Annotated in this window: 18 protein-coding genes; 10 read left to right on the top strand and 8 right to left on the bottom strand. The window is 64.6% G+C overall.

What is annotated here, in order from left to right; all coding sequences use genetic code 11:
* Positions 1-40 precede the first annotated feature (40 nt).
* Positions 41-457: an acyl-CoA thioesterase gene (locus AC6JAC_RS17510; RefSeq protein ID WP_028272074.1), complete on the top strand. Its 417-nt coding sequence runs from the start codon at positions 41-43 to the stop codon at positions 455-457.
* Between the two features lie 151 nt (positions 458-608).
* Entirely contained in the window at positions 609-860 is a 252-nt protein-coding gene (locus AC6JAC_RS17505; RefSeq protein WP_347899347.1) for a PLDc N-terminal domain-containing protein, read from the top strand.
* Between the two features lie 88 nt (positions 861-948).
* On the opposite strand, the gene AC6JAC_RS17500 is transcribed toward AC6JAC_RS17505, so the two are convergent.
* A complete protein-coding gene (locus tag AC6JAC_RS17500) occupies positions 949-1221 on the bottom strand; it encodes a PspC domain-containing protein (RefSeq protein WP_454697734.1) in 273 nt (90 codons plus the stop codon).
* Positions 1222-1435: 214 nt separating this feature from the next.
* On the opposite strand from AC6JAC_RS17500, the gene AC6JAC_RS17495 reads away from it, so the two are divergent.
* The 3 genes from AC6JAC_RS17495 to AC6JAC_RS17485 all read left to right on the top strand — a co-directional run bounded on the left by AC6JAC_RS17495 (position 1436) and on the right by AC6JAC_RS17485 (position 5990).
* On the top strand, positions 1436-3667 hold the full coding sequence (locus tag AC6JAC_RS17495; RefSeq protein ID WP_028272077.1) for an McrB family protein: 2232 nt from the start codon (positions 1436-1438) through the stop codon (positions 3665-3667).
* A gap of 100 nt (positions 3668-3767) precedes the next feature.
* Positions 3768-4964, top strand: coding sequence for an McrC family protein (locus AC6JAC_RS17490; protein WP_043439192.1), 1197 nt, complete (start codon positions 3768-3770; stop codon positions 4962-4964).
* 462 nt (positions 4965-5426) lie between these two features.
* On the top strand, positions 5427-5990 hold the full coding sequence (locus AC6JAC_RS17485) for a TetR/AcrR family transcriptional regulator (protein WP_043439195.1): 564 nt from the start codon (positions 5427-5429) through the stop codon (positions 5988-5990).
* A 74-nt stretch (positions 5991-6064) separates the two neighbouring features.
* Here AC6JAC_RS17485 and AC6JAC_RS17480 read toward each other — a convergent pair whose 3' ends face one another.
* Positions 6065-7732, bottom strand: coding sequence for a sensor histidine kinase (locus tag AC6JAC_RS17480; protein ID WP_028272081.1), 1668 nt, complete (start codon positions 7730-7732; stop codon positions 6065-6067).
* 101 nt (positions 7733-7833) lie between these two features.
* On the opposite strand from AC6JAC_RS17480, the gene AC6JAC_RS17475 reads away from it, so the two are divergent.
* On the top strand, positions 7834-8589 hold the full coding sequence (locus AC6JAC_RS17475) for a response regulator transcription factor (protein ID WP_028272082.1): 756 nt from the start codon (positions 7834-7836) through the stop codon (positions 8587-8589).
* 66 nt (positions 8590-8655) lie between these two features.
* Here AC6JAC_RS17475 and AC6JAC_RS17470 read toward each other — a convergent pair whose 3' ends face one another.
* On the bottom strand, positions 8656-9057 hold the full coding sequence (locus tag AC6JAC_RS17470; protein ID WP_454697738.1) for an Hpt domain-containing protein: 402 nt from the start codon (positions 9055-9057) through the stop codon (positions 8656-8658).
* A 242-nt stretch (positions 9058-9299) separates the two neighbouring features.
* Between AC6JAC_RS17470 and AC6JAC_RS17465 the strand changes: the two genes are divergently transcribed.
* Positions 9300-10508 (top strand): glycosyl hydrolase, encoded by a 1209-nt coding sequence (locus tag AC6JAC_RS17465; protein WP_347898388.1) that lies wholly within the window; start codon positions 9300-9302, stop codon positions 10506-10508.
* Positions 10509-10537: 29 nt separating this feature from the next.
* Here the strand turns inward: AC6JAC_RS17465 and AC6JAC_RS17460 are convergent, their stop codons facing one another.
* The 4 genes from AC6JAC_RS17460 to bioB are packed head-to-tail and all read right to left on the bottom strand — an operon-like array spanning position 10538 to position 12760.
* Positions 10538-10957: a very short patch repair endonuclease gene (locus AC6JAC_RS17460; protein ID WP_028272085.1), complete on the bottom strand. Its 420-nt coding sequence runs from the start codon at positions 10955-10957 to the stop codon at positions 10538-10540.
* A gap of 26 nt (positions 10958-10983) precedes the next feature.
* Positions 10984-11418: a pyridoxamine 5'-phosphate oxidase family protein gene (locus AC6JAC_RS17455; protein ID WP_028272086.1), complete on the bottom strand. Its 435-nt coding sequence runs from the start codon at positions 11416-11418 to the stop codon at positions 10984-10986.
* 41 nt (positions 11419-11459) lie between these two features.
* Entirely contained in the window at positions 11460-11729 is a 270-nt protein-coding gene (gene bsaP / locus AC6JAC_RS17450; protein ID WP_454697740.1) for a biotin synthase auxiliary protein BsaP, read from the bottom strand.
* Positions 11726-12760, bottom strand: coding sequence for a biotin synthase BioB (gene bioB, locus AC6JAC_RS17445; RefSeq protein ID WP_497965768.1), 1035 nt, complete (start codon positions 12758-12760; stop codon positions 11726-11728). Before bioB ends, bsaP begins: the two co-directional genes overlap by 4 nt.
* A 282-nt stretch (positions 12761-13042) precedes the next feature.
* On the opposite strand from bioB, the gene AC6JAC_RS17440 reads away from it, so the two are divergent.
* Positions 13043-13705 carry a DUF6318 family protein gene (locus AC6JAC_RS17440; RefSeq protein WP_497965766.1) on the top strand — a complete coding sequence of 221 codons (663 nt, stop codon included), beginning with the start codon at positions 13043-13045 and terminating at the stop codon, positions 13703-13705.
* Positions 13706-14030: 325 nt separating this feature from the next.
* The gene (locus AC6JAC_RS17435) at positions 14031-14642 is read left to right on the top strand and encodes a hypothetical protein (protein ID WP_497965764.1); all 612 of its coding nucleotides are present in this window, start codon (positions 14031-14033) and stop codon (positions 14640-14642) included.
* Between the two features lie 52 nt (positions 14643-14694).
* Here the strand turns inward: AC6JAC_RS17435 and AC6JAC_RS17430 are convergent, their stop codons facing one another.
* A complete protein-coding gene (locus tag AC6JAC_RS17430) occupies positions 14695-16005 on the bottom strand; it encodes a helix-turn-helix domain-containing protein (RefSeq protein ID WP_497965762.1) in 1311 nt (436 codons plus the stop codon).
* Between the two features lie 172 nt (positions 16006-16177).
* Here AC6JAC_RS17430 and AC6JAC_RS17425 point away from each other — a divergent pair, with 172 nt between their 5' ends.
* A complete protein-coding gene (locus tag AC6JAC_RS17425; protein ID WP_497965760.1) occupies positions 16178-17968 on the top strand; it encodes an NAD(P)/FAD-dependent oxidoreductase in 1791 nt (596 codons plus the stop codon).
* The last annotated feature ends 120 nt before the right edge of the window (positions 17969-18088 follow it).

The following is an 18088-nucleotide window of genomic DNA, read 5'->3' as shown; positions in this document are numbered from 1 at the left end:
GACCGTGACAGGCGGCCGGCGCATCGAGGTCCAGGTGCCCATGCGCTGGGGAGACATGGATGCCTACGGCCATGTCAACAATGTGCAGATCGTGCGGATCCTGGAGGAAGCCCGCATCGCGGCCTTCGGACCGCCCCGCGGCGCCGGCCTGCCCGGCATCGAGCCGCAGGTGTCCCTCTTCAACGACGTGGCAGAGGGCACCATGGCTTTGGTGGTGGAGCACAAGATCCGGTACGTCAGGACGCTCGACTACCGGAATGTTCCGGCTGTGGTCCAGCTGTGGATCGGTGCCGTCAAAGGTGCCAGCTTCGACATCCACTACCTGCTGCAGGACCCGGTGACCAGGGAGGACTGCGTCAAGGCCACCACGCATCTGGCCTTCGTGGATGAGGCTACCGGCAGGGTGCTGCGGCTGACCCCGGAACAGAAGGAGCGCCTGGCCCCGTACACGGCCTGAGCCCAAAGCCCCTACCTTGGGGCGGGGCGGCGTCCCTATGATCGTCACTACAGGGGCGCCAGGACAACGCACCAAGTCCACCAACGGATCCAGTCCAACAACGCACCAAGTCCAACAACGCAACAAATCCACGAGCAAGGGAGCATCGGCCATGGCCACTCAGAAAAAGAAGAAGAAGTCCTGGAAGGAAATGCCGCCGCTCGCACGGTTCGGGACCCTGGTGGCGGCGGCCGTGCAACTCTCCCTCCTGATCGCGGCCCAGCGGGACATTTCCCGGCGGCCCGCGGAGCAGATCCGCGGCAGCAAGGCGTTGTGGCGTGCCGTCACGCTGATCAACTTCGTCGGTCCGGGAAGCTACTTCGCGTTCGGACGCAAGAACCTGCCCGCCAGCGCTAAGCGCTGACGTTCGGGATCAACCGCCACCGCGCCGTCAGCGTCACGCGCCGCGCCGCGCCGTCAGCGTCACGCGCCACCGCGTGGCTTAGGTCGGTTTACGTCCTCGAGTCGTTGCTCAGCCACGACTCGAGGTAGATGCGGTTTGTGGTGCTGTCCGGCAGGAGTATCCAGGCCCAGATGTAGAACGTGACGGCAGGGCCCGGTATCAGGGAAAGCACCAGGAAAACGATCCTGGCCGCGTTGGGGTCCACGCCAAGCTTGGCTGCGATTCCGCCGCAGACGCCGCCGATCCACCTGTCCGGTCCGCGGCTGAGCCCCGTTGCCCGGATCGCCGCGAATGTCTTTTGGGTCAGCTCGTTAAAAGTCATGGCACGCTCCTCGTTGTGCCGCCAGACTATGGCCGTCCCCGCCGCCCTTCCTAGGGCCGAAAGCCACGGATGCCGGGCGTGGCCAAGGACGCCAACCAGGCGCGACCCGGCGGCGCCGCCATGTAAACATACATAATGGCCAAAGCCCTACCGGGCAGTAACTTATAGTGCCCCGTGGTGCTGCCGTTCAGGTTAAGCCTGTAAATTTGAACGCATGACCCCCACCGCGAAGCCTGCCATGACCCGCGCCCCCGGAATCTCCAAGGAGATCGAGGACGCGGCGTGGTTTGTCCTCGGGGCAGGCCTGCAGGGAAAGCCGTCAGCACTGGACGGACGGACCCAGACATGGACCACCGCAGCTGCCGGCGAACTGCTGGAGCGGCTGGAGCGGGGCGTCGCGGATTCCAAGGCGCCCATGATGACCAACCTGCGGCAAAACCTCTCGGATGCCTCCCGCGCAGCCAAGCAGCTGGCGGTCGAGCTGCTGTTCCTGCAGTCGCTGCCGCTGGCGCACGAGGTCAAGTCGCTGAAGGTCAAGCGTGCCCGCGTGGCTGAAGCGGCCTCCTGGCTGGAGCCTCCGCTGGAACTCCCGGACGAGCTCTACGAAGGCATGACGGACCACGGCGTTATCCGCGACCGCACCGCCGAGTTCAACTGGACCATCTGGGACCACCTGAAGTGGCTGTGCCGCTTCGTGCAGCATGTTGACCAGCAGTCCACGAATGCCGTGACCAAGGCCTTGAAGGACCCCCTCGCATTCCATCAGCTCGCGTCCGGAACCCCGGACGACCAGCCGGCCATCCGCCGCAGCATTGAGTACCTGGCCTGGCCAAGTTACTTCGAGCCGGTGGTGGCTGACGTGGAGCGGCAGGAAATCCGGGACGCGTTCGCCTCCCTGGTGGGAGGCGCCAAGGGTGACAGCGAAGCCGAAATTACCGCTGACATCCACCGTATCCGCCTCTACCTGGACAAGCAGGCCGGCCAGCGCATCGACTGGTACGCCCGCCAGCTGGTGAGCCAGTGGCGCAAGGTGGGGGACCCGGGCCGCCGTGCCTGGCTCCTGCGCACGCACCATGACGTGAAGGACCTCCTGGCGGCGTGGCACGGGGAGGAGAAGGTGACGCTCGACGTCGAGCATCTGCGCCTCCTGGATGCCGGCGTCACTGCGGGCGTTGTGCAGCACGCCGTGGACGAGGACTACAAGCACCTCGGCTACGTGGAGCGCGAGGACAACAAGACCGCCGTCTTCGCCTTCCTCACGGTCATGAAGCCGGGCGACCTGGTCCTGTACCAGCACGCCGGTGCCGTCCGACTGGGCGGGGTGCTCGGCGAGCCCGAGCACAACGAGGACAACCGCCGGATGCGCCGCAAGGTCCGCTGGTTCGACGACGCGCACAGCATGGCGGACCTTCCCCGCCACGTCCAGCGCCAGCTGGCCACGCCCGGGGTCATCGTCGATGTCACCCGGGTAGTGCAGGCGCTACAGGCGCTGCTGCCCGCCGAAGCGGAAGCGGAGGCCGACGACGCCGCCGAGCCGGCCGCCGTCGTCGAACCCGTCCCGGAGGGGTTCCGTCCGCTGACGGAGGAGTTCGCCGCGTCCCTGCACATGGACCTGGAGCCGCTGCAGGAAATTGCCGAACTCCTGGAGGAGAACCGGCAACTGGTGCTCTACGGTCCGCCCGGAACAGGCAAGACCTACCTGGCCAAGCACCTCGCGGCCGAACTTGCCGGGGACAGCACCGACGAGCGCGTCAAGCTGGTGCAGTTCCATCCGTCGTACGCCTATGAGGACTTCTTCGAAGGCTTCCGGCCGGACAAAACGGACGAGGGGCAGGTTTCCTTCAAGCTGGTGGCCGGCCCGCTGCGCCGCCTCGCGGAAGAGGCTGCCAAACCCGGCAACGAGAAGAAGCCCTACTTCCTGATCATCGATGAGATGAACCGTGCCAACCTGGCCAAGGTGTTCGGCGAGCTCTACTTCCTGCTGGAGTACCGCGACGACCGGATTTACCTGCAGTACAGCCCCAACGAGCCGTTCACGCTGCCGGACAACCTGTACATCATCGGCACCATGAACACCGCGGACCGGTCCATCGCCATGATGGATGCGGCCATCCGCCGGCGGTTCTCCTTCATTGAGCTGCACCCCAAGACTGAACCGGTGAAGGGTTCTTTGCTTCGCTTCCTGCAGGCCCGGAACCTGGACACCACCCCGGCGCTCCTCCTGGACGCCCTCAACGACGCGATTGATGAGTGGGACCGCGACCTCATGATCGGGCCGTCGTACTTCATGAAGAAGGCCGCCCAGACTCCTGCGGGCCTGCGCCGGATCTGGAAATACGAGCTCATGCCGCTCCTTGAAGAGCACTACCATGGCCAGCTGAACCGGGCCCAGCTGCAGGAGCGCTTCGGGCTGGAGCAGCTGCTGGGCCGCCTTGCGTCCCGCTAACGAGTTGCTGCCGGCTCAAGGCTTAAGGCCCGCCGCCGCGGTTCCGCCACTGCCGGCGCGGCAGCCGTCCAGCGCCGGCAAGGCCGTCCGCCACATTGTCCTGGACGAGCTGTCCGGCGGCGTGGTGGACAAGCTTGACGCCGCCAGTGCCGCGTTCCTGAACGCCAGCGGCCTGGCCAAGGCGTCCCCCATGGGCATGGGCCTGTTCAGGATCGAGCCGGTGGGCATGGTGGGGTCCGTGCGGACGCCCACGGTGCAGCTGGAAGTGCGGCCCAAAGACCGCCTGGGCCTCAGCCGGCTGCTGTTCCTCCTCAGCTATGCCGGGAACCAGGGCTTCCGTGATGACCCCGTGGCCGCCGTCGAGGACTCGGACCTGTGGAGCGCGCTGGCTGAATCGCTGGCACAGCTGGCGGACCGTGCCCTGAGTCGCGGGGTCCTGCAGGGCTACCTCACAGTGGACGAATCGCTGCGGACCGTGAAGGGCAGGATCCGGATCTCGGACCAGATCTCGCGCCGCCCCGGCATGCTGGTGCCGCTGGAAGTTTCGTATGACGAATTCACCGAAGACATCGCCGAGAACCGCATCCTGCGGGCCGCCCTGGAGCGCATGGCCCAGGTTCCGCGCGTGCGGCCGGACGTCCAGAGCCGCCTGCGGCAGCTGAAGGGAAAGCTCGACGCCGTCACGCGGCTTCAGTCCGGAGCGCCCCTGCCGCCGTGGCAGGCGACGAGGATGAACGCGCGGTACCACGCGGTGCTCCGCCTCTCCGAGGTGATCCTGCGCAACGCCTCAGCCGAAGCCGGCGACGGAAAGCAGCAGACGGCGTCGTTCGTTGTGGACATGGGCCAGGTTTTCGAAGACTTTGTGGGCACTGCCCTTCGCGAAGCCATGGCTGCGTATCCCGGCGAGATGCGGCTGCAGTACAACGCCCTGCTGAACGAGGCGGTGCGCGACTCGGACCGGCTTACCGTGAATCCGGACGCAGTCCACCTCCTGGGCGGCCGCCCCGTGGTGGTCTACGACACCAAGTACCGGGCGGCCACGGACCAGGGCGCGTCATTGTCCGCTGACCACTTCCAGATGCTGGCCTACTGTACGGCCCTACGCGTGCCCACTGCCTGGCTTGTGTACGCAGGCTCGGGGGAAATGAAACTCCGCCGCATCCTTCACACGGACATCGACGTGGTGGAGTACCCGCTTGATCTGTCCCTGCCGCCGTCGGACATCCTGGCAGCTGTTGCTGACCTGGCACAACAGTCCTGGGGCGAAGTGGTGCGGCAGGCAGGACTTAATCAATGACTGCGGGCGCGGAGCGGCCCGGCATTGACATGAGGTGCATGAGCAAGGCCCTCTCAGGGTTGCCCCGGTTTTTGTTGAGGCAACGGCGCAGCTGATTGCGGTTTTCTGACCCCTCCGGGTCATTGTCCGTCAGGATTGCATTGATGATTTCCCACGATTGGTGGCGAATCGGCTCAAGATTCACGCGCCCGCGTACGGGCCCCCCAACGGCATGGATCCCGGACCGCGCCTGCCACGGATCCCCCTGATGGGACTCTGCGGCTGACAGCAATTTCTTCGGCATCTCTTACCCTCCTGTGGCACAAGCGCTCTGGCTCAAACGCCTGGGAATTCGACCGACCGGAATGTAAAGAATTTTATCTCAGACAGACAAGTCTGTCTCCCCTTTGCGCTAGACTATTTGTAGTGAACCCCACGCCAGACCACTCAGTGATTGAGCCTGCCCCGGAGGCCGAGGCTGCGATCAGCCTCGCCGACGCGAGGCAGCGGATCGTGGACACGGCATACCAGCTGTTCGCACGCCGGGGTATCCGCGATGTGGGCGTCAACGAGCTGATCAGCAGCGCGGGCGTAGCCAAGGCAACGTTCTACCGGCACTTTGCCTCCAAAGATGAACTCGTACTTGCCTTCCTGGAGCAGCGCGACCGAGTCTGGACCGTGGACATGATCGTCGCGGACGCACGGCGCCGCGGCGGCACGCCCACCGAGCAGCTACTGGCCATCTTCGACGTCTTCGGCGACTGGTTCAGTCGCGACGATTTTGAAGCATGCTCCTTCATCAACGTCCTGCTGGAAATGGGCGCCAACCATCCGCTGGGACGGGCAAGCATCGACTATCTTGCCAGGATCCGCGGCCACGTCCAGCAGCTCGCCGAGGAGGCGGGACTCCGCGACACCGAGGATTTCTCCCGCTCGTGGCACATCCTTATGAAGGGGTCCATCATCTCCGCGACGGAAGGCGATGCCGGCGCCGCCAAGCGTGCGCAGGCGATGGCCCGGACTCTGATTGAGCAGTACCGGCCGTAGGCCTGACCGCGGCCAGCAGGCCGGCGGTCGGAGCGCCGTGTCCGGCGGTCTCGGACGCCCGGGTAGGCAGGCCGCTAGACCGGCACCCTGACCGTGAACGTGGTTCCTTCTCCCAGCGTGCTCCGCAACTGGATGCTGCCGCCATGTGCTTCAACAATGGCCTTGCTGATGGACAGGCCCAGCCCCACTCCGGGGATGGACGTGTTCCGCACGTTGCCGGTCCGGAAGAACTTCGTAAACACCTCGGCCTGGTCCTTCGCGCTCATTCCCATGCCTGTATCGCTGACCCGGCACACCAGGTCCGGTCCGTCCGAGTCCAGCGACACCACAACGTCGCCACCGTTTGGCGAGTACTTGATGGCATTGGACACGAGGTTGTCCAGGACCTGTGACATGCGCCCCGAATCGACGTGGGCATCCAGCCGGTCGGGGGCGTCGGCGACGAGCCGTACCTTGGCGGCAGCGGCGCGGGGGAGGGCGGCACTGACGCTGCCGCGCACGAGCTCGGCCACATTCACGGCCTGCGGGCTGACGATGAGTTGCCCGTTCCGGCTGGACAGCAAGTCCGATACAAGCCCCAACAGCCGCTGGGAGTTGCGGCGGATGATCATGAGCGCCTCACGGTGCGAATCGGGTACACCGTCGTGGTCGTCCAGCAGGAGCTCCACGTAGCCCAGGATCGAGGTCAGCGGAGTGCGGAATTCGTGGGAAACGTTGGCCACGAAGTCGTCCTTGGCGGCAAGGGCGTTGACCAGGTCGGTGACGTCGCTGAACACGATCACCGAGCCGGCGAAGGTGCCGTCCTGGTCCCGCATGGCGCGGGCGCTGGTGGTGATGGCCCGCTGGTCACTGCCGCTGCCAAGCCACACCAGATTGTCCGTGAAACTTTCGCCCATCACGGCGCGGCGGACCGGCCGCTCGTCGACCGGGACGGTGGTGGTCCGGTCCGCTCGGAACACCAGGAGCTGGGACTCGTTGGGGTCGCCGTTTCCCGCCGGCGCGGCGAGCCGGTGGTTCTCCCGCTGTTTGCGGTTCATCAGGATGTCGTGCCCGTCGGCGTCCACAGCCAGCACGCCCAGGTGAACCGTCTCCAGCACGGAATTCAGCAGTTCTTCCTGCCGTTTGCTCTCCTTGAGTGTGACCCGCAGCTGAGCGTCCTTCTCTTCCAGGTCCCGCTGCTGCCGGACCATGCTCAGCGTCAAGACGCTCACCGAGACACCGATCCCCAGCATCATCACCGGCAGCAGCAGGGTCCGCGCCAGGTCCTGCCCGGTGACGTCGCCGCGAAGGAACAACGGCACCCAGATAATGCCCAGGGGGCCGAGGAGCGAGACCAGCAGCGAAGCCCGGGGGTACAGCCCTGAGGCGCATAGCCAGATGACGGGAAAGACCGCCAACAGGCTGATGCCCGTCAGGCTCTCTTGCCCACCCTCCCGGCCCAGCGCGATCGAGATGAAGTCAAGGATGGGAATCACCAGGAAGCTGGTAAACGGCAACCGGTCCCAGGGAGTGAAGTAGCACAGCGCAAGGATCAGGACCTGCGTGGCCAGGAACGCGAGGAACAGGGGATTGCCCAGTGTGACCGGAAAAAACAACAACATCAGGACGGCCGTGAGCGCCGCCGTGATGGACAGCGGCATCTGGCTCAGGGTGACCCGTCCCCGCAGGGAGTACTCGTGAAAGGGCCGGCGGAAGAACAGGATCCGGCCAGACTTGATGTCCCAGGTGACGTTGCCGCTCATGGCAGGCTAAATTTCGACGTGCGGTTTACTGGACGCATACCCCCACGATATCCGGCGGGCGCTATACTTCTGACGGTATCGAGCGGACTGAGGGGGCTGCGATGAGTGAATCACGTGTGGGTCTGGTTATCGAGGATGATCACGACATCCGTGAACTGGTGCGGGTTGTGCTTGTCCAGGCCGGGTTCGATGTCCAAGTGGCCAGTAGCGGGGCGGCCGGCGTGGTTGCCGCCAAGGAGCTCAATCCCGCAGTCATCACCCTGGACCTGGGCCTCCCTGACATTGACGGCTTTGAAGTCGCCCGCCAGATCAGGGAATTCTCCGACGCCTATATTGTGATGCTGACCGCGCGGGCGGAGGAACTGGACACCCTCATCGGCCTGGAATCGGGCGCGGACGACTACCTGACGAAGCCCTTCCGTCCCCGCGAACTGCGCGCACGAGTCGCCGCCATGATGCGCCGTCCGCGGTCGACGTCGGACTCCGCCTCCGGTGGCAAGGCACCTGCCGTGGCTGCCGGCAACGGCCGGACGCTGACGCACAACGGGCTTGAGTTCAGCTACGACGCGCGGACCGTGAGTGTGGACGGACGCGAATTGCATCTGACCCGCACCGAGTTCGACCTGCTGCACGCGCTTCTTGAGGCGGGCCGGATGGTGCGGACCAAATCCGAACTGGTGAAGCGGCTGCGCGACGAACCGTACGACGTCGGGGGCTACATCTCCGAGGCGGACGAGCGGTCCGTGGAAGTGCACATGGGTAACCTCCGCAAGAAGCTGGGCGACAGTCCGCAGAACCCGCGCTGGCTGCAGACTGTGCGCGGTGTGGGTTACCGCCTGGCTCCTGCCGAGCGCTGATACGCGGAGCTGGACCCGGGTGGCCGCGACTGTGGGCTGGGCCAGGCCGCTGCGGCGGGTGCTGGGTTAGGCCGCTGCGGCGGCCGAGAGGCCGGCCACGGTCTGGTCGGTGCACGCGTCCATGCTTTCCAGGAGCGCGAGCTGAAGCCGGGGCGGCTGCTCCGGCACGGCTTCCGGATGGGATTCCAAGTGCTTGAGGATGGTTTCGAGCTCATCCGCGAGCCGGCCCAGGTATGCCGCGCCCACCATCATGCTGGAGGTTTTCACGCTCAGGACGGCGTCCATGGCTGCGTCGAGGTCCATGGCTTCCACGGCGTGGCGGAGCCGGTCGAGCCGCCGGGGCAACTGCTGGATGTAGCTGTTCACGAACACGGTGCAGTACTCGGCGTCGGGCTCGAGTTCACAGCGGAGTGTTTGCAGCACGGAGGGGTCGACGTACGGCTGGCCGGCGCCATCCTGTCCATCCATTGGACACCCCTTCCCTTGGGCCTGCACAACCGGGATAGCGGGTGCGGGACACATCCTTGCCTCTTTTACAGTAGGGCTCCCACGGAGCTGGAATGCGCTTTCCGGAAAAATTTGCGCCAATCTTGATCGGGGAAGGCCGGTTGAGCTTTAGGATCGGGACAAGTGTCTGCCGGCACTGAACTGACCTGTGGCTTCTCAGGCCACCAGCCGATTGCGGGGACGCTGTGTTCAGGATAGTGAAAATGCTCGTTTCGGGCCTGGCGGTGGCACTGGGCCTCAGCTTGGCGGCCATTCAGCCCGTCCAGGCAGCACCGGCTGCCGCCCAGGTGTACCTGAACCCCAATACCGGGCCCGTCGGATCGGCGGTGACAGTGAGCGGAACAGGATTCAAGGCTTCCACCACGGGAACCGTGATAATAGGCTCCACCACGTTTTCCTTCAAGACGGCGGCAGCGGGCACCTTCAGCACCTCAATCACCATCCCCGAGGCGGCCACGGGGGCGTTGACCATCACAGCGAAAACCTCCTCCATCAAGTCCTCGGCAGTGTTCACCGTGACTTCTTCGGCCCCGGCCATTCCTCCGGTGAGCACGGCGGCGCTCCGCTTTGGGGCGGCCACGCCGGGCGGCCCGCTGGCTGGAGCCGAGCTGGACGAAGTGGCGCGGATATCGGGGGAGAGCCCGTCCACCGTGTTGTTCTACAAAGACTTCCTGCAGGCACCGCCCATCGCGGAGTTGAATGCAGTGCGGTCCCGCGGAGCCGTCCCCTTGATCACGTGGGAACCGTGGGCCTGGGGCGGCGGCCTGGCGCAGCCAACGTACGCCCTGGACAGGATCGCCGCGGGCGACTTTGACGCCTACATAACGCAGTGGGGGCAGGCGCTGGCATCGTGGGGTCAGCCGGTCCAGCTACGGTTCGCCCACGAGATGAACGGCAACTGGTACCCGTGGGCGGAGGGTGTGAACGGCAACCAGCCCGGCGACTATGTACAGGCGTGGCGGCACGTGCACGACGTCGTTGCAGCAACCGGCGCCAGCAACGTGGACTGGGTATGGAGCCCGAACGTTCCGTACTTTGGCTCGACCGATCTTGCCGGACTGTTCCCGGGCGCCGGCTACGTGAACGTTGTTGCCCTCGACGGCTATAACTGGGGGACGTCGGCGTCGTGGAGCAGTTGGATGTCGCCGCAGGATCTCTTCGCGCCAGGCATTGCGCAATTGCGGACACTTGCGCCCGGACTCCCGATCCTGATCGCAGAGGTTGCGTCGGCCGAAGCCGGCGGCTCAAAAGCGCAGTGGAATACCGACCTGGTGAGCTATCTGGCAGCCCAGGCGGACGTGGAGGGCTTCGTCTGGTTCCATATGCAGAAAGAAACGGACTGGCGCATCAACAGCAGCGACGCGTCGGCGGCAGCGTTCAACGCTGCGTTGGCAGCCCGCCGCGCGTCGTAGGGCGGTTTATGGGGCGGGGTAGGCCCGCGTCAGGCGAGGAACTGCTCCAGCTGTTCTTCCAGGGCAGAGGCGTTCTTGAGTTCGCATTCCCAGACGGTGAGTACTTTCCAGCCGGAGGCTTCCAGGAGCCGGCGCTGTTCGGCGTCGCGGTTCCTGGTGCGGGTCCGTTTCGCCTCCCAGAACTCCGCGTTCGCCTTGGGAGCGTGTTGCCCGGCCTTGCAGTCGTGGAAATGCCAGAAACAGCCGTTGACGAAGATGACCTTATGCCGCCCCGCGAACACCAGGTCCGGATTGCCCGGGAGTTTGCCGCCGCGGGCGCTGCCGTGCAACCGGTAGCGGTAGCCCTTGGCGTGCAGGAGGCTCCGCACGAGCAGCTCCGGTTTGGTGTTCTTGCCCCGGATCCTGGACATGTTCCAGCTGCGCCGTTCGGGAGTCAGCTGGTCAGCCATGAATTAAGTCTAGGCGGCTGCCGTCCCTAGATTTCGCGCTCCGGATGTTCCCCGAACTGGAAGTGCCGTCCGCTGACCGCAACTGGCTCAATCTCAACGTAAAAGTCCTTCAGCGTGGGCACCCACGGCTTCAAACCGAGCGATTCCGCCACCGCGATGTCGGCCGACTGGTCCAGGACCCGCGCTGTTCCGCGAAGCACCACGGACCAGGCCTCGTCTGACATGATGCCGTCCGTCTCAAAGAGGACTTTGGCGTTGATGGTCAGCTCTGCAAGCTTGTTCCCCGGAGCTGTCCGGAGATACAGCTTGCGGCCGCCCACGGCGTAGTTGACCGGGAAGATATCCGGTTCGCCGCCCACGGTCACAACCAGCCGGCCGTGCTTGGTGCCCTCCAGGAGCTTCCACGACTGGTCATCGTCAAGGTTCAGAATGGGATTGCCGTCTTCGTGTGTGAACATCATGAGCCCTATTGTTCAGCCGGCGGCAGGCGATGGCCAGTGTCTTAAGGACGCATTCTCATTACGGTGACGCCGTGCCGGGAACATTCCGCGGTCCAGCCGAGCGGTGTCACCTGCACCTTCATGCGGCGCCGGCAGGCGGCGCAGTAGCGCGGCGGTTCCAGCGTGAGCCGCTCACCGCAGCGGAGGTGAACGTCCGACGTCGGGCCGGCGCCGTCGTCGGACGGCTCGCCGCAGTGCCCGCAAAACTGTGCCGGATCGCTGGTTGGGCTGGTCGAAACCCCGGTGGTTAAGTTCGTCTGCACGGCGGTCATAGTGTCTTTTGGAGTTCCTTGATGGGCATGTTCAGGTCCACGAGGAGGTTCAGGTCGGCGTTGGCGGGGCGGCCGAGGGTGGTGAGGTAGTTGCCGACGATTACGGCGTTGATGCCGCCGAGGAGGCCTTCGCGGGTGCCGAGGTCGCCGAGGGTCAGTTCCCGGCCGCCGGCGTAGCGCAGCACGGTGCGGGGCATGGCGAGGCGGAACGCGGCGATCGCGCGGAGGGCGTCCTTGCCGTCCATGATGCCCTGGTTTTCCAGCGGGGTGCCGGGGCGGGGGTTGAGGAAGTTCAGCGGGACTTCGTGGGGTTGGAGGGCGGCGAGCTGGGCGGCGAGTTCGGCCCGCTGTTGCAGGGTTTCGCCCATGCCGATCAGGGCGCCGCAGCACAGTTCCATGCCGGCGGCCTTGACCATGTTGCAGGTATCGAGGCGTTCTTCGTAGCTGTGGGTGGTGACGACTTCGGGGAAGTAGCTGCGGGCGGTTTCGAGGTTGTGGTTGTAGCGGTGCACGCCCCATTCGGCGAGCTGGTCCACTTGGCGCTGGGTGAGCATGCCCAGGGAGCAGGCGATGTTGATGTCCACTTCCTCGTTGATGCGGTCGATCGCGAACTTGATCTGGTTCATGAGTTTGATGTCGGGGCCGCGGACGGCGGCGACGATGCAGAACTCGGTGGCCCCGGTCGCGGCGGTTTCCTTGGCGGCTTTGACGAGTTCGGGGATGTCGAGCCAGACGCCACGGACGGGGGAGTCGAAGAGGCCGGACTGGCTGCAGAAGTGGCAGTCCTCGGGGCAGCCGCCGGTCTTGATCGAGATGATGCCCTCCACTTCGACGTCCTCGCCGCAGTGTTTCAGCCGGACTTCGTGGGCCAGCTGGAGGGCCGCGGGAAGGGCAGCGTCCGGGAGGCGGAGGATCTTTTCGAGCTGCGCCTGGGTCAGGCCGATGCCGTCTTCGAGGACCTGCCGGCGGGCGGTTTCAAGGATTTTCGAGCTTGTTTCGTCGATGGTTGGAACGGCTGCCTGAATCGTCATTGAGGGGTCCTTTTCGCGGGGACGGCTGGTCGCCTCTGACGCTAGTTTGGCTTTTTGTTGGCTTTTTTGTGGGAAGTAAACAAAGAGCAGGCGCTGAACTTGGGCAGCTGTTTTCGGGGTGGAGTCTGGGCGGTGTGACTTCCTAGCGGAAGCAGCGGGTGATACACCGGAGGCTGTGGATAACTTTGAGCGCCAAAGTGTGACCTCAGTTACCCTTTAACCATCGTCCGGATTTATTGCGGGCGTTCGGACGTCTTGAAACTATCGGGGGAATAGCTGCCCATGACATCTCGTACTTTGCCTTCCGCACGGTTGCGCTATTCCACCGCTGCAGTTTTCGTCGCTTCTGTCGTGGTTTTGTCGGCGTGCGACGGGGGCGGCACTACGCCTGGGAACGAGGGTACGTCGGGGTCCGCCTCGGCTTCCGCTTCTGCCTCGTCCACGCCAAGCCCGACGCCGACTCCCACCGCGGCCTACAAGCCCGCCGACGCCAAGGGAAAAGCCCAGAACGTTCCCGTTCCGGTGCTGCCCGAAGCCGCCAAGGCGGAGACGAAGGAAGGGCTGGAGGCTTTCGCGGCTTATTGGTTCAAGTTGCTTAGCTACGGCTACGAAACTGGCGATGTATCTGGGCTGGAGGCTATTACCAGCTCGGCGTGCAGCTCCTGTGAGCGAGCAAAGAAGGTGATTACTGGTTGGCACGAGAACGGCAGGTGGATCGTCGGAGGAAAAGTGGACACTCCGGCGATAAGTACTACTTTTCGGATGGCTGCCGATGGTAATTATCAAGTGCCCGTCCAGGTCTCCCAAGGCGCTCTTTCCTATTACAACGCCGATGGCACCTTGCACAAATCTGACCCTAAGCCTGATGACAAGGGAAATCTGATGCTGGCAGTTTTCAAAGACGGTTCCTGGTACGTCAACAACATCCAGCCCATAGTTGGCTAGCGAAATGAGGGCGCTCCATCGAGCTGCGCTAACAGTTGCCCTGTGTTTCGTAGCCATCCTCAGTGCCCCGGGGTTCACTTTCGCAGCTGAGCCAGAGCCGCCGATTACCGGCGATTGGGGAACTGACGAGGTCAAAGTCGGGGGTTGGTCTGTGGGCCCTAGCGGGGAATTTGTCTGGGCTGAACCGGGCACCTTGCCGGCTGACCCCAACCAGTACAAATACGAACTCCAGTGCCACTTGGGCGGTGCCGATTTCGATACACCTTGTTTATCGCGACAGTTGGAATGCAAGAACGGGCCCGACGGCAAAGATGGAATACCAGTCGTGTGGTTGAAATCGCCAATTGGAATTCCTAACCCCGCCTGGACGTTCCATTCGGGCCCCACCTGCCTTTTCGATCCGCGACCCGAGGACCTGCTTCCGCGCATTGCGGCATTGATTCAGAACGAGTTCCAGAAGCTTCCCGTGGCCGCAGGAACCGTCACGGCCCAACCGAGCCCGCATACCCTTCGCGGAGCCGAGACGAATTTCTTCACGGACTCGGCAGAGCAGACTTTCGACATCACCATCCTGGCTCAGAAGGTGCATGTTGTGGCGACCCCGGCCCAATACACCTGGAGCTACGGCGACGGAACAACACTTGGCCCCCAGCAATCCGCAGGCGGCCCTCTGCCGCAGGACCGCTGGGGTGAAAAGACCCGCACCAGCCACGTCTACACGCAGACCGGCGATTTCCAAGTGGTGCTCACGACGCACTTCCAGGGGACTTACTCCGTCAACAACGGCCCGCCACTGCCAATCCCTGGTCAAGGCCAGTTCAGTTCGCCGCCTCAGACCATCAGTGTGTGGCGTTCCATCACCCGCAACTACGCCGACGACTGCATCAAAAACCCGCAAGGCCAAGGCTGCCCGGGAGCTGTGCCGCCTACCCCCTAGCCGGTCAGCTCCTGGCTAGACCAACCCCCTAGCCAGCCCAGTCCGCCCCCGGCTAGGTCTGCAGTTCCCGGTCCACCCGCTCCATCCGGGCCCGGACCAGCTGAAAGCGAGGATCGCCGGGCCCGATCAAGCTGGCAATGGCCGCCGCGCCTTCGGTATCTGACGCACCCATGTCGCTGGCGCACCACTGCATGATGAGTTGTGCGTCGCCGCTGGAGCGGACCGACGCGCCCACGGCTTCATTCAGCTCGTCCCGCATCAGCTCGATGGACAGGTTCACCGAACGGTTGAGCAGCTTCGCAGGGTAGGCGCCCAGTGCCTGGGCCACCCGGCCTTCCCTCAGGTGGCCGGCAACGACCGATGCGTCCGTGACCACATGAACTGCCGACGAGAAGCGGTACGGGTTTGGTTCCACCACGTTGCCGAGGATCCCGCGGATTCGATGCATCTCGGTCCGGATAGCCGTGGCCGCGCCGTCCTCGCCGTGCAATCGGTACGCCAGCTCATCGGCACTCCACCCCTGGGACCTGGAGGCGAGCAGGGCCAGGATCTCTGCACGGCGCAGCGTCAGCGGAAGGCGGGTGCCGCCGTCGAGCTCGGCGCTGGGAGCGTCACCCAGCAACCTCAGCATCAGCGTCGAACGTACCCCGCCCATATGCGTGCCGCCGATTTGCTCCCTGGCCGCGGGAGCGCCGGCAGACTTCAACAACTCCTCCGCCAGCCGCACCCCGCAGCGCACCATGCGGAGGCTGTCCGGTGTCACCGATTCGAAGGGGCCGGAAACATCGAGTACTCCCACCACTTCGCCCGTGAACGGGTCGCGGATGGGTGCAGCCGTGCACGCCCAGTCGTGATGCGTGCGCACCAGGTGTTCGGCGGAGAATAACTGCGCCGGCGCGCCGGTCACGAGGGCCTCGCTGATGGCGTTGGTCCCGACGCCGGATTCGGACCAGTCGGCGCCCTCCACAAACTCGAGCGAGTCGGCCAGCCTCAGCGCTTGCCGGCTGCCCACCCGCCACAGCACCTCACCCAGCCGGTCCGTGACGATCAGCAGGTGGCGCCCCGCCGACGACTCGTCCGCCAGCAGCTGGGACAACGCCGGCATCACGGCGGCCAACCGGTGCCCGGCGCTGAGCGAGCGTGCCTCGGATACGTCGTGCCGGTGAACCGGCCTGTGTTGATCAGGGTCGATGCCCAGCGCCAGCGAACGCTGCCAGGACTTGATCAGGCCCGGAGAAATTGAGGGATCGGGGTTGCCCGAAATGGTGGCTTCGTGGGCTTTGCGCAGCGTGCGCGCATACTCCGCCGGAGCGGTAAACCGCAGGTCGCGAAGATGGGTGATCGCGCCGGTGCCCGTCCGCATCCGCAATCTCCCAACTCGTCATCGAATCGTGCTCGGACCGCCCGAAGAAAACGGGGAGGGGGCCGTGTCACTCGATTGTAACCCTAGGGGGCTTTTACTTGTGATGCGGGTCACGGCCGGGCGGGGCGACAAAACCGGACGCGGCCCACCGCAAGCAACGGAAAGAGGAATCATGCCTGAGACACCAAACGGCATCGTGGAGGCCTGGCTGGCGCAGTTCGATGAGGCGCTGCGCAGCAAGGACACCGACGCCGCAGTACAGCTGTTTGAAGACGAACCCTATTGGCGCGACTTTGTATCCTTCACCTGGAACCTCAAGACGCTCGAGGGCAGGGCCGAGATCAGGCGCATGCTGGATGCCACGCTCGCGGACGTTCAGCCCACCAACTGGGCGCTCGCCGAGGATGCCACGGGGGACGCAGCGAACACCGAGGCCTGGGTGGACTTCGAAACCTCCCAGGCGCGGGGCTACGCCCACTTGCGGCTCCGCGACGGCAAGTGCTGGACGCTTCTCACCACCATGAAAGAGCTGAAGGGCTTCGAGGAGAAAAAGGGCCCCAACCGCGAGAAGGGTGTGGCGCACCAGATCAGCAAGGGCCGTAAATCGTGGCTGGAACTCAAGGAGGAGGAGGAAGCCCGCCTGGGATACGAAGACCAGCCATACACCGTGATCATCGGCGGAGGCCAAGGCGGCATTGGACTCGGCGCACGGCTGCGACGGCTGGGTGTGCCCACCATCATCATCGAGAAGAACGAAAAACCCGGCGACTCCTGGCGGAACCGGTACAAGTCCCTCCACCTGCACGATCCCGTCTGGTACGACCACCTTCCCTACATGAAGTTCCCTGATGACTGGCCCGTTTTCGCGGCCAAGGACAAGATCGGCGACTGGCTCGAGAACTACACCCGGATCATGGAACTCAACTACTGGTCCAAGACCGAGTGCACCAACGCCCGCTTCGATGAAGCGTCCCAGGAGTGGATCGTGCAGGTAATGCGCGACGGCGAACCGGTCACCTTGCGTCCCAAACAGCTGGTCTTCGCCCTGGGCGTCTCCGGATATCCGAACGTTCCAACGTTCGACGGCGCCGAGTCCTTCCTGGGACAGCAGTACCACTCGTCCAAGCACCCGGGCGGCGGAGACTGGACCGGCAAGAAGGCCGTGGTGATCGGGTCCAACAACTCGGCGCACGACATCTGCGCCGACCTGTGGGAACACGGCGCGGAGGTCACCATGGTCCAGCGGTCGTCCACACACATTGCCCGGAGCGAGTCACTCATGGACCTGGCCCTTGGCGACCTGTATTCGGAGAAGGCTCTCGCCAACGGTGTCACCACGGAGAAGGCCGATCTCCTCTTCGCGTCCTTGCCGTACCGGATCCTGCCCGAAGCCCAAATCCCCGTTTACGAGGAAATGGCCAGGCGCGACGCCGACTTCTACTCGCAGCTTGAGGCTGCCGGTTTCGACCTGGACTTCGGGGTGGACGGTTCGGGCCTGTTCCTCAAGTACCTGAGGCGCGGCTCGGGCTACTACATCGACGTCGGCGCCTCCCAACTGATCATTGACGGCCGGGTCAAGCTCGCTAACGGGCAAGTCACCAAAATCACCGGGAACGCCGTGGTCATGGACAGCGGAGCGGAGCTCGAAGCCGACGTCATCATCTATGCCACCGGCTACGGATCCATGAACGGCTGGCTGGCCGACCTTGTCTCACCCGAGGTGGCTGACGCCGTCGGCAAATGCTGGGGCTTCGGCTCGGACACGCCCAAGGACCCGGGGCCGTGGGAGGGGGAGCTGCGCAACATGTGGAAGCCCACCAACGTTGAGAATCTCTGGATTCACGGCGGCAACCTGCACCAGAGCCGCCACTATTCCAACTACCTCGCCCTGCAGCTCAAGGCGCGGATGGAGGGACTGCCCACGCCGGTTTACGAGCTCCAGCCCACACACCACACGCGCTGACCAAACTGAGCAGGGGGGCCGTGACAACCACAGTTCCCCGGGACCACACTGGGGTGACGGACCCCTGCTGTGACAGTCCAACGACATGCCGTGGATGCGCCTGACCGGGTGCATCCACGG

This window comes from Arthrobacter sp. KUASC02 (assembly GCF_059739395.1).
The sequence above is the reverse complement of the archived record's forward strand: the minus strand, read 5'-3'. Positions and strand labels throughout refer to the sequence as shown.